Here is a 10833-nt window from a genome sequence, read left to right as displayed (position 1 = left end):
GGGGATCGCGGTTGCTTGACCGGAGACCACCTCACTATCGATGTCCTGCGGTACCCGGGCTCAGCATTCCGCCCGGGCGATCCTGATGGCGCTCGGCTCCTCCGTTTCTTCCCTCTGGGATCAATCACTTACCCACTGCTGGTACTGCTTTCCTGCGTACTGCTCTGTGGCCTGTGACAGCGCCACTCTTCGCCAGCCAGCCCCGTCGCCCGTCCTGCGTCTGCTCCGGCTTGGAACCCCACTGCCGAACTTCCCGGTGCGCGCGCCAGCAGCCGACGCCTTCACCGAGGTGCTGCTCACTGACTTCACTGCTGGTACTGCGAACTGCACTTACGGGTACTGCCACTGCGGTACTGCTCGCGGCGGCCCCTGATCACTGCGGGCCACCCGGTCCGGTCGTCAGTCCCGTCGCCGTCCTGCAACAACCCTGGCTTCGAAACTCCACCACCGCACCGTCCTGCGCACTGCGACTGCGGTACTGCTGCCCGGCAGTTCGTCTCCGCCGGGCCCTGCTGTCCCTCTGGGCTACGAGAGAAACCATAACCAGGCGATCAGTCAATGTCTACTCTGGCCAACATAGATTTTCGCGTGTTTGGCGGTGGGGTAATCGGCCTCGAACGGCGACGGGCGGGACGAGGCCGCCACCGCCGGGTCGGCGGCCGCAGGCCGGGGCACAGGCATCGGCTGGGTAGGACCCAGCATTGACGATCCAGAAAAGTACGAGCCGCGCCACCGGCGTTAGCATGGATGGTGGGTTGGCTCACTCTCACGTGCAGCCGCCCGGAGGGCGACTCCGGCGAGTTTGCGCCGGAGTCGTTGTCACAGCCGAACTGGCGGTTCCGGCCAGGCCGCGACCTTCCAAGGGAAGCGGCTCGCATCGACGGGCGTCCCGCTCAAGAGGGACAGCGCATGATCCGGGCAGCCGAGATCCGCGAGTGGCGCACCCCTGGCACGGGCCGCCGGCTGCACGACGGGGCGGTCTACCGGTCACCCGCGGCGTTCGTGGTCCCGACGGTCCTCGCGCCTCCAGCGCGCCCGGTTCTGACGGCTGTAGCGGCGGTCCCAGCGGTCCTGACGGTCCCGGCGCTGCTCGTAGTCCCGGTAGCCCTTGCTATCGGAACCGTCGCCACGGATCCAGCCTCCCCCGCGATCGCGGCCGTAGCGGGTGGCGCCGAAGAGCAACACGGCCGCGGCCACCCACCAGAGGGGATTGAGAAAGCCGAGGCCGAACAGAACGACGATCAGGACGAGAAGCAGAACGAACACGGCGGGCCTTCCCGGAACAGAACAAACCATCACTGCCGGGGGCTGGGGCCTGTTCGCCCAGCGTAGCCCTCTCAAGAGGTCGCTGATAGCGCCCCATGTCAGCAGCGTCCGACGGAAGAGGTCTGAAACGGATGGCCACTTGACGTCTGTCCGGGGAGTGCGGCGAGGGCTAACGTGCGTGGTACGGCCCGAGCCCCCGGCAGCGTCGATCACCTCTCGCGTTCCTTCGGGGGCGCACCTCACGCATCAGTGCCGGACTCCGTCCCGTCACCAACGGGCCGCTCCCGCACCCGCCGTCGCCACTGGACCCTGGCGCAGCATCGATGCGCCCCAGACGGGCACCCTTGTGCTGTCCGCCGCGTCGCACGCATACCACCGCAGGCGGTACACATGTACGCGCTGCTCGTTCCGGCTTCGGCCCCCTTCGTCCTGCTCGCCGCCGTGATGGGCCTGTCCTGGTGGGAGGACCGCATCCTGCCGGCGCCACCGACCGAGCCGGAGAACCCTCCCGCCGAGGCTCCGTTCGCCCCAGCGGCCCCTGCTCAGCCCGCGGAACTCCCGCTTGTCGAGACCGCGTTGACAAGGGAGGTAGCCGGGCGTTGACCGGCAGCACGGCGTAGGCCATGCCACTCCGGATCACCCGGGCGGCGCATTCCGCCCTCCGCTTCGCCCGAACCCCGCGGAAGTCAGGAATTTCCCGCGATCCGGAGGACCGGCATCGATCCTGTGGACATTTACCGGCCGTCAGGACCCGGACACCAACGCGCAGACCGAGGAACCACGGCTCGCGCCCAGGCGGTACCGGGAGATCTCTCCGGCTGAACGCGCGGGTAAGTGAGGCCTCTTCGGCGGAGCGAACGGTACAACGGGACGACTGCCGGGCTGACGGGGTTTCACCTGCGATCAGCGCCCCGGCACGGGAGCCGCCCCATCACCGCCGTGTAAACATCGTGGTGCCCTCTCCGGACCAACCAGGAGACCGGCCTCGGGACTATGCTGCGTACGGACGTCCCAGACCCCGGCGGGCCACCACTGCTTGGCCCACATGCCTGCGGAGAGCGGATCACCCGTCCGCCCACCCCGCGCATCCCGAGGTAACCGGCTGGGTCCTACGCTCCGGAACATCGGCTGCTGGATCGGTCATTCACCTGCCCGCACGACCGTACGACCGTACCGCGTACCCGGTACGGTCTCGTGAACCGAGGCACCCTGCCCATGGGTATCCGACCGATCCTGAACGTCTGCCGGCACGACACGGACAACCGGGCGCTGGTCACCTTGACCGGCGAGATCGACCTGCAATCGGTGCCCTTGGTGCACACGCCGGCGGAGCGGTACCCGCACGACGGCATCCACACCATCGATGTCGATGTCACCGCCGTGACCTCCTGCGACTGCAGCGGCATCAGCACTTTCCTCCACGCCTTGCCGCACAGCGCCACGAACGGAGGATCCCCTGCAACTGCACCGGTCCAGACCGGCGTTGGAACGCCTCGGCACCCTCACCGGCTCGGACTCCCGCTTCCTCGCCCTTCCGAATGCCTTCGCCGGGAGCCGACCGCCCTCGCGGCCCTCTCCCGCGCACCGGGCCACGCACCGGCTCGCCCCGGCACCGGCCGCCCTCTCGGGCGGCGTGCTGTGACGGCCCTGGCCGGGCTGATCCGATCGCGGGGGCGCGCAGACCACCAGCCGTTCGCCCCTCGCCCGACGCCCCTGAGTCAGTGCCGGCTCAACCGCCAACAGGCCATGGAACGGCGGGAGGATCTGGCGGACCCGTACGTGGAGCCCCGCACCGTGTCGCGCATGACACCTAGCGACCGGGGTCGACGATGCTGACCGCTGAGGCATCGAACCTGGTGGGGTGCGCGTCCGGATTCCCCTGGGATCGGACGGACGTCGGAGACGGCCGCAGGGCGGCCGACGGCGCCGTGCTCCTGACGCCGGTTCTCCCCTTGGTGGTGCGAACGGCGGTGAGGCTGCGGGGACTTGATCACCGCTCCTGGACCCGGTGGTCGCCATGATCCCCGGCAGCCGGTCGGCGCGGATCCAGGCTCTCGTGGCCGAGCAGGCGGCTCTGCGCGGCGCCCGGGTCGGTGTCCTCGACGTGTGTACGGCGGCGGTGGCGGCACTGCCGGTTGGAGGGGCCGGGATGTCCGCGATGTCTCGCGACCGGGCGAGTCATCCGCTGTGCAGCACCGACTCCGTCAGTCAGCATCTGGAAGAACTCCAGCTCACCCTGGGCGAGGGACCGTGCGTGGATGCCTACGTCCTCGGCTCGAAGGTCCTCTGCCCCGACCTGTTGGCCGGTGAACTCCAGCGGCATTGGACGGTGTTCGCCGACGCGGCCCTGGAAGCCGGTGCCAGAGCGGTCTTCGCCTTCCCCCTGCGGATCGGGGCCGTCAGCCCCGGCGTACTCGACCTGTACTCCAGCAGTTCGGTCGAGCTGGGAGCGGAGGAGGTGGCCGATGCGATGGCCTTCGCCGACGCTGCCACGTTGATTCTGCTCGATGCCCGGATCAGTGAGACGGGTGTCCCGTTCGACACCCACGCGGCCGCCACCGAACGGTCGGACGCCGCGCCCTTCGACGACCTGGGCGGATACCGCGCCGAGATCGACCAGGCCACCGGCATCCTCATGGTCCAGCTCGACGTCGGCTTCGAGGAAGCCTTCATCCGGCTGCGCGCGCACGCGTACGCCCGGGGGACACGGATCTCGGTGGTCGCCGCCGACGTGGTCGCCCATCGGCTCCGCCTCCCCCCGGACACGGCTCCGTCCGACATCCGACCGCCGGAGGCGCGACCCCCCGACGAGGAGTCTTGATGCTCACGCCCCATCCACAGAGGTGTGCACGATGAAGGAACAGTTGATGGCCCGGACGTTCGTCGAGCTCGCCGACAGTCTCGTCGCCGACTTCGACCTCATGGACTTCCTGCGCCTGCTCACCGACCGCTGCGTCGACCTGCTCGACGCGAGCGCGGCCGGCGTCCTGCTCGCCGACCGTGACGGGGTACTGCGCGTCATGGCCGCCTCCGACGAACGGGTGCGCCTCCTGGAACTCTTCCAGCTCCAGAACCACGAAGGCCCGTGCCTCGACTGCTTCCACACCGGAATCGCGGTCTCCGTCCACGACCTGCGCAACGAGGCAGCCCGCTGGCCCCTGTTCACCGCCCAGGCTCAACGCAGCGGTTTCAACGCCGTCCAAGCGCTGCCGATGCGCCTGCGCGACGAGGTCGTCGGCGCCCTCAACCTCTTCCACACCACCCCGGCACCCATCAGCCCCGCCGCCGCACCCTTCGCCCAGGCCCTCGCCGACGTCGCCACCATCAGCCTGCTGCAACAACGCACCACCGAGCGCAACACGCTCCTCAACGAGCAGTTGCAGACAGCCCTCAGCAGCCGCGTCCTGATCGAACAGGCCAAGGGAAAACTCGCCGAACGCCGCCACACGGACATGGAACAGGCCTTCACCACCCTGAGGGCCTACGCCCGCTCCCACAACCGCCGCCTCTCGGATGTCGCCCGCGCCTTCATCGACGAAACCGAATTCCTCCCCGGCCTAAGTTCCCGAAGTTCCTGAGCAGCCCTCTTCAAGAAGGGTTCGTCATGCCACTCGGCCCCCCTCGCGAGACCTCGCTCGACGCCCCTGCCGGCATCGGCAACATCGACGAGGAGGAACTGAGCGCGCTGGACGCCCACTGGCGGGCGGCGATCTACCCCCATGTCCGTTTCGCTTTCGGCGATTTGATCACCTCGGGCCGGTCGCAGTCGGTCCGGAGCCGGGTTCGTGCCATGAACGCGACCGATTCCCCCCTGTGGACCAGGTTCAGTCCCGGTGAGGTGCCCAGTGCCCCAGCAGTCGCGGCTTGACGTGGTCAAGAGCCAGGGGCTCGGTCAGTAGCGGGTTGGACAGGAGGTAGATCTGCCCGACGGCCCGCGGCGGTGTCCATGCTGTCCATGAGCCACCCGGCCTCCGCCTCCGTGGCCTCGGGCGGTACGACCAGCAGGTCCCATCGGCCGCGGCCGGGCGCCAGCAGACAGACGGTGGACGGGGCGTGCCGGCTGGTCGTCCGGCGCAGGCGTACCACCTGATCGGCGACGAGGAACCGCCCGGGGAACGGCGCCCATACGGCCTCGTCCACCAGGACGCTGCCGACGTGCCCCCAGGCGGGCGGCAGTTCGGACGTCAGATCGGTCGAGCGGGGCCACCAGGCGCCGTCGATGCGCCGGGGCATGTGGCCCTGTGCCGGTTGGGCCGACAGGCGCAGGCGGACGTCGGACGACGGACGACGAGGAGAGCGGGGGCGGGGGCGGGCGACTACTCCTGTACGACCAGGATCCGGCATCAGATTCGCCACAGAACTCTTAAAACAGTCATACGTGCGTAACTTACGAGCGAAAACGTGACTCAAATAGCCACGGGAGATCGAGGTCGGCGCGGCGGCCCAGTGGACGAGCATCGCAACGGCCACCGGGGAGGACACTCACGCATCACCCCGCTGACGTGGCATTTCATCGGACATCTTCCGTGAGACGGAAGCGCTATTGCGCCCTTGTCATGCCCGTCCCGACGATGTCCCCACCATCCGGAGACGGGAGCCGACCTTCATGCCGCACATGACCACCTTCGCCAGGAACCAGTGGTACAGCTAGCGCACCTTTCTGACCTGCGCTTATGTGGGGCGATGAGGCTGTGACCTGCTAGGACGGGTTGCAGAGGCGATCGGAGGCAGTCAGAGGAAACCGCTCTGATTCGACCCCGGTTCGACCCGGGTCGCTCAGAGGCAGTCAGAGGCAACGACCTCTGCAACTGGGCTCTGAGAGACCTGAGTTGGCCGGTGTGGATCAAGAGTGAACCACTCTGGCGGGGCTCTGTTTCGACCTCGGTCGAGCTGCGATGGGGACGCCTGCCTCCGCTCGGGGCCAGCTGTACGCGGCCTTCCAGGATTGCCGTCCTGGAGGCCTTGGCCGGCACCGAACGGAGGTCAGTTCCGGGCACCACCCGTGGTTTTAGCGGGCCTGGGTGGCGTCCACGTCTTTGCGAGACGACCCCACCGTGCCAGAAAGCATCCACCAGCCACTCCCTCAACAACACTTCACCCACCTCCGCGGCCCACTGGGCCTTTCCCGACTGCCGTCAGCTGCGGCCGATCTGATCCTGCTCGGCGACCTCACCGGCCGCTACGCCACCGGCAGTTACAGCCGACTCGCCTTCGACGGCCGGACCGTGATCCCGCGCGGGGACCGCCAGGGCGCGGCCGAGCACGGACACCGGATCACCGCGGCCATCGCCTGCCACGTCGCCCGCGCCAGCGGCACCATCGACCAGCTCACCCAACTCCTGCTGCACCCCGACCACGAAGGTGGACGGCACACCCGCAACATCGCCCTGCGCTCCGGGCAGACACGCGCCCTGGACTACATCCGCCGAGTCTGGAACAGCGCCTCCAAGATGGTCAGCACCACCATCGCGCTTAGCTCCCGGCACGACGCGTACGAGGTTCTCGCCGCGCTGCGCGACCGGATCGAGACCACCGCCTGGCGCGGGGAGCGGGGACGGACCGCGCTGCGCGTTCTGCGGGCGCACCTGAACTTCGCCGAGATCGCGGGCGGTCCCCTGCACCACGCCAGCGAGCGGCAGACCGCCGAGGAAGCGGGCATCTCTCGCACGACACTGCGGGCCGTCTACGACACCGTCCTCAAACCGCACGGCTGGCTGCGCCGTCTGCGGGTCGGCCACGGTCGCGAGGGCTCGACCTGGTCCCTGGGCGACGGCAGCACCCTCAGCCACGGTGCTCCCGTTCTGCTGTCTCGTTTCCGGACCACTCAGTACCCCCCCGACCCGGCACTTGGGGAGTGGACCAGCCCTGAGACGGTCACGGTGGCCGACATCGACTCCACCGTCCTCGGCCGGCTCATGGGTCACGATGCCTTCGCCCACCACGGCCTCGGCAGTCCCGCCCTCATGCTCTTCGGCGCCCTTCAACAGCGCCCCCACCAGACCGTCAGCGAGCTCGTTGGCACCTCCTCGGTCTCCCGCGCAACCGTCTACCGGACCCTGCGGCGCCTGGCCGAGCATGGCCTTGCCCGTCGCACCGGGGAGACGTGGGCCCTCGCGCCACGTGCTCTGGAGGGCATAGGCAGCAGCAGCCCGGCTCCCGTTCCAGGACTCGACGTCGTGCCGGCACAGGGCTGGGACACGGTGGCCGAGCGGCACGACGCCAGGGGACACGCTGCCCGGCGCAAGGCCCTGCACGCCGTCGAGCGTGCGGCCTACCGGGAGGCACTGGACCGGCTTGCGGGGCACCGCAGACAGGCCGTGGTGATCGTCCGCGACGGCCGTCAGGTCCTGGTCCCAGGGCCGCGCCCCGACGAGATCCCGCCGACGTGGCACGCCCGGGACGGGCGCGTCCTCGACCCCGTGACAGGCCACGCTGCCGCCGAGTGGCGGGTCGCCACCGATGGACGACTGATCCTCATCACTCCATCCGACCAGCGCACCTATGACGAGCTGGCCGCCGCCCATGCCGAAGCCCTCAGCGAATGGAACTCCGCCGCATGAACCAACAACCTCCACCTGCAGATGCCAAGAACGAAGAAGTCACCGCCCGGGCCCTGCGTGAGCAGTACGAGTCAGGTGCCACTGTCGCCGAACTCGTCGCCACCAGCGGGCTGTCCTACGGCACAGTCCTCAACCGCCTGCGCGTGGCCGAAACCGTGATGCGCACCTCGTGGCAGACCCGCAGGATGCGCGACGGGCAGGCCCGCCGCAAACTCGCCGCCCACCTGCGCCGCCTCTACGAGCAACACGGCGCGACCCTCACGGAGCTGGCCGCAGCGGGGTCGGTGACGCGGCGCGCCGCGCGGCGGCTGCTGATCGAGGCCGGGGGCACGCCCCGCACCACCCAGCAGACGCTCCGTATCCGCTCCGCAACCGATGCCATAGCGCGTAAGAGGCTGGCGGTGTCCCTGCGGGCGCGGTATGAAGCCGGCGCCTCAGTACCGAAGCTGGCCACAGAGTGCAGCTACTCGGTCGCCACCGTCTACCGGCTCCTGCACGAGGCCAACACCCACATGCGGCCCCGGCACCACCACGGCCCCGCTCGCACCCACGGGAAGCGGTCATGAACGGCCCCAACTGGCTCCTCGCCTGTCACGCCGTGCGTGCCGGTCAGCTGCCGACTCCCCAGCAGTGCCATCCCCGTTGTCGCCGCACGGCACGCGCTCCTCCTTCAGACCACTGCACACGTGCGCCACCACCAACCACACCAGACAACACCCTTCTACTTTCTGGAGATTGAACCCACGTGAACGAAATGACCCGTCACAGGACCCTGACGGCGGCCACAGCCCGCCCGTGGGACGCCTTCGTGATCGTCGTCGGCATGCTCAAGGGCGGCACCGGCAAGACCACCTCCGCCTGGTTCATCGCCCTCTACTACGCCGTCGTCCTCGGGCTGCCCACGCTGCTGCTGGACGCGGACGCCAGCAGCCAGTCCGCCTTCGACTGGTTCAAGGTCGCCCAGGCCGCCGGCTTCGAGATCCCCGAGAACCTGGTGGTCGAGCGGTACCCGTTCGACGACATCGCCGAGTACCTCCGCGACAAGCGCGCCGAGTTCGGCGCCATCGTGGTCGACGCCGGAGGCGGCAGCGCCCGGATCTTCCACGAGGCTGTTACCGAGGCGAACCTGCTGCTCGTACCGGTCGCCCCCACCAAGATCGAGCGCCGCAAACTCGTCGCCACCTTCGACGAGGCCGAACGCGCCGCAGCCCGCAACGAACGCGACGTCACCGCCCACGTCGTCGTGGTCAAAGCCGACGACCGCACCAGCCTCCCCCGCACCGCCAAGGACCAGCTCCTGCAGCCCGATGAAGGCCAGGGCATCGGCCCCGACCGCGACGAAGCTTTCCCGCTCGCCGAAACCGTCATCCACTCCTGGGTGCACTACATGGAGGCCTTCGGCGAGATCCCCACCGAACTGAGCGAGTACGCCGAGCTGATGAAGGAGCTCACCGCATGAGCGAGAAGAACGACAGGCCCAAGCCCCCGCCCCGCCGCACCGGGCGTGCCCTCGGTGGCGCCGCCAAGAAGACAACCTCTCCCCCACCACCGGGCGCCGAGTTCACCCCCGAGCAGATCGCCGCCGAAAGGACCATCGCCCAGGACGAATTCCATCCCGCGCCGGCGAGCGAGCTCCAGGTCCAGCCCGCTCCCTCCATAGCTCCCGTCGAGGAGTCGGCGCAGGATCGCACCGAGACGGTGCCCGAAGCGGCGCAGACGTCCGTCGAGCCGACCGTCGAAGACGCGCCGAACACCCCTGTGCGGGAGGCGGCCGGCAGCCAGTGGGCTCCCCCAGCCACCGCTGCCCGCCAGCCGTGGCAGCCGCCCGCTGGAGAGCCGGTGGAGCGGCAGGTGCCGCCCACGGACCCAACTCCTGAATCCGCGACACCGACAGTCCTGCCCCTACAGCCCCACGAGCACGCTTCGCACAACGGGTCGTCTCATACCGCGCCCCCGGCTACTGCCGCGACCCCACTCGCGGAAGTGGCCATCCGCCGGACAGGCGCTCCGGTCGCAGGCACTACCGCGTTCCCAGTGAGAGCAGAGGCATCGAGGGCTCAGCAGGAACAGAGCGGGCACCCCGAGGCAGCCCCCAGCGAGGGGACACCGTGGGCTCACGGCCCCGGCCGCCCCAGGGACATTCCCGAAACGGCCGTCATCCTCAACCAGCGCATCATCACCCGCGAGAGCCTCGACTCGTCCGTACCCGCCGCACTGAAACTGAAGAAGCGGCTCAAACGCTTCGCGCTGGACAACGAACTCGACCACCTCCCCATCGGCGACATCGTCTCAGTCGCGCTGGACGAGTGGCTCACCACCCGCGGCTTCTGAACCAGCACGTCCCCAGGGTGTCCGCGAACGATTCCATTCGTTCGCGGACACCCATCCGCCCGCCTAGTCGACTAGTCCAATAGGCGCCTAACTAGTCGACTACTGGACCGAACTGGAGCACCCCATGCCCGATCTCTCACGCCACGCCCGCCGGCTGCGTGAATTGGCTGACGCTCTCGACACACAATCCGACCTGACCGACGACCCGTTGGTGCCGCATCCAGACACGTTGAAGGTCATCGGTGGCCGCAACACCAGTCGAGGTCAGATCAACTACGCCGTCCCCGACGCTCTCCAACTCCAGCGGCGCATCCGCCGCTACCACGCGGACCACGGTGTCCAACACGGCGACATCGTCGCGCTCGCACTCGACGCATTCCTCCGCGCCAAGGGCTACCCACCTGATCTCAAACCGCCCAACTCCGAAGCGCCATGACAGGCAACCAACCCATCTGCCACTGGAACCGCTTGCCCCCGCGGCGGTCTGTGAAATAGGACGGCTCTTGGCAAGACCAGAGGAGCATGGATTTCAGGTGTGGACGACGCCTGTCGGGTTATGCGGGTTGAACAGCAGCTAGACCCAATGCCGTTGCTTTACGGGTCTGGGGCGGGTGGTTGGGGTCGTTTGATGTGGATGGCTTGGGTGCCGGCGTGGGTGGGTTGGGGCCAGGTGTGA

The 10833-nt window shown here is 68.7% G+C and carries 8 protein-coding genes and 2 pseudogenes; 7 read left to right on the top strand and 3 right to left on the bottom strand.

Annotated features, from left to right (window positions below):
• Positions 1–987: 987 nt before the first annotated feature.
• Entirely contained in the window at positions 988–1266 is a 279-nt protein-coding gene (locus ACWD68_RS40835) for a hypothetical protein (protein WP_451811539.1), read from the bottom strand.
• 2017 nt (positions 1267–3283) lie between these two features.
• On the opposite strand from ACWD68_RS40835, the gene ACWD68_RS40830 reads away from it, so the two are divergent.
• Both ACWD68_RS40830 and ACWD68_RS40825 read left to right on the top strand, forming a co-directional pair.
• On the top strand, positions 3284–4087 hold the full coding sequence (locus ACWD68_RS40830; RefSeq protein ID WP_451811538.1) for a GAF and ANTAR domain-containing protein: 804 nt from the start codon (positions 3284–3286) through the stop codon (positions 4085–4087).
• A 31-nt stretch (positions 4088–4118) separates the two neighbouring features.
• Positions 4119–4844, top strand: a complete 726-nt coding sequence (locus tag ACWD68_RS40825) for an ANTAR domain-containing protein (protein WP_451811537.1) — start codon at positions 4119–4121, stop codon at positions 4842–4844.
• A 235-nt stretch (positions 4845–5079) separates the two neighbouring features.
• On the opposite strand, the pseudogene ACWD68_RS40820 reads toward ACWD68_RS40825, so the two are convergent.
• Positions 5080–5198, bottom strand: a pseudogene (locus ACWD68_RS40820) (phosphoketolase family protein); the annotation flags it as partial.
• A gap of 31 nt (positions 5199–5229) precedes the next feature.
• Positions 5230–5610, bottom strand: a pseudogene (locus ACWD68_RS40815) (DUF5994 family protein); the annotation flags it as partial.
• 710 nt (positions 5611–6320) lie between these two features.
• On the opposite strand from ACWD68_RS40815, the gene ACWD68_RS40810 reads away from it, so the two are divergent.
• From ACWD68_RS40810 to ACWD68_RS40790, 5 genes are all read left to right on the top strand, one after another.
• On the top strand, positions 6321–7826 hold the full coding sequence (locus tag ACWD68_RS40810; protein WP_451811536.1) for a helix-turn-helix domain-containing protein: 1506 nt from the start codon (positions 6321–6323) through the stop codon (positions 7824–7826).
• Entirely contained in the window at positions 7823–8392 is a 570-nt protein-coding gene (locus ACWD68_RS40805) for a helix-turn-helix domain-containing protein (protein ID WP_451811535.1), read from the top strand. Before ACWD68_RS40810 ends, ACWD68_RS40805 begins: the two co-directional genes overlap by 4 nt.
• 188 nt (positions 8393–8580) lie before the next feature.
• Positions 8581–9285, top strand: a complete 705-nt coding sequence (locus ACWD68_RS40800; protein WP_451811540.1) for a ParA family protein — start codon at positions 8581–8583, stop codon at positions 9283–9285.
• On the top strand, positions 9282–10157 hold the full coding sequence (locus tag ACWD68_RS40795) for a hypothetical protein (RefSeq protein ID WP_451811534.1): 876 nt from the start codon (positions 9282–9284) through the stop codon (positions 10155–10157). Before ACWD68_RS40800 ends, ACWD68_RS40795 begins: the two co-directional genes overlap by 4 nt.
• A gap of 124 nt (positions 10158–10281) precedes the next feature.
• The gene (locus ACWD68_RS40790; protein WP_451811533.1) at positions 10282–10593 is read left to right on the top strand and encodes a hypothetical protein; all 312 of its coding nucleotides are present in this window, start codon (positions 10282–10284) and stop codon (positions 10591–10593) included.
• Positions 10594–10833 lie beyond the last annotated feature (240 nt).

The sequence above is a fragment of the Streptomyces sp. NPDC005141 genome (assembly GCF_053599975.1).
Note: the sequence above shows the minus strand (reverse complement) of the source record. Positions and strands in the feature narration are given on the sequence as shown.

Excerpts from the sequence above, each read along its gene's own strand:
- ACWD68_RS40830 (WP_451811538.1), top strand. The coding sequence starts at position 3,284 with ATGATCCCCGGCAGCCGGTCGGCGCGGATCCAGGCTCTCGTGGCCGAG.
- ACWD68_RS40825 (WP_451811537.1), top strand. The coding sequence starts at position 4,119 with ATGAAGGAACAGTTGATGGCCCGGACGTTCGTCGAGCTCGCCGACAGT.
- ACWD68_RS40805 (WP_451811535.1), top strand. The coding sequence starts at position 7,823 with ATGAACCAACAACCTCCACCTGCAGATGCCAAGAACGAAGAAGTCACC.
- ACWD68_RS40800 (WP_451811540.1), top strand. The coding sequence starts at position 8,581 with ATGACCCGTCACAGGACCCTGACGGCGGCCACAGCCCGCCCGTGGGAC.
- ACWD68_RS40795 (WP_451811534.1), top strand. The coding sequence starts at position 9,282 with ATGAGCGAGAAGAACGACAGGCCCAAGCCCCCGCCCCGCCGCACCGGG.
- ACWD68_RS40790 (WP_451811533.1), top strand. The coding sequence starts at position 10,282 with ATGCCCGATCTCTCACGCCACGCCCGCCGGCTGCGTGAATTGGCTGAC.